Raw genomic sequence first — 717 nt, forward strand, 5'->3', positions numbered from 1 at the left:
CCTTGGATCAAACCATCCAGGCTTTGGTAAATGCCAACCCGGATGTGTTTATTGATAATAATGCCAACCGTATGTTGGCAGGTAAAGTACTGAATATTCCAAACCGTAGCGAATTGCAACGCTTGGCTGCTTCTGCTCCTGCTAAAACTAATACGGCAACAGAAAAAGCTAATGAAACCGCTAATACAACAGAGGCTAAAACAGAAAAACCTGTTGTTCAGCCTGATGCTCAAACTGAAGCTCAGGTTAAAGATGCTGGCGTAAATACACAGCAACAGGAAGAAGTAAAACAAGCTTCAGCTGAACAAACAGAACAAGCAGCATCTGCAGCGGTTAATGAAAAAGCCGCATCGACTGTTCCTGCGTCCGATATTCAAGAAGCTATGGCTTCCGATGCTCAAGAGAATATAGTGGCTTCTGAGCCTGTTGCAACCACTGATTCTGTCGCGGAGCAAACAGAAAGCGAATCAGATGGTAATTTATGGAAATGGTTATTGGCAGGCGGTGCAGCCCTTATTGCTGCTTGGTTGTTGTTGAAAGCTGCCGGTAAACGTAAAGATGAGCCGGAAGCAGCGCCTGTAAGCCGTAAGGATGAAGAAAAGGCTGTACAGAAAAATGTTGCTGCTTCAGCTGCTGCGGTTGCTACAACTAAAGTAACGCCGTCTGAAAAAATTCAAGACGGTCTGTTTATCGAAGACGATTTCGAAGATGATGTGG

At 44.8% G+C, this 717-nt stretch carries 1 protein-coding gene; it reads left to right on the forward strand.

The window, feature by feature from the left end; translation table 11 throughout:
- On the forward strand, positions 1-717 hold a 717-nt coding region (locus ACTHUR_RS14025), incomplete at both ends, for a FimV/HubP family polar landmark protein (RefSeq protein WP_440399161.1).

The sequence above is a fragment of the Neisseria sp. P0021.S007 genome, assembly GCF_051956855.1.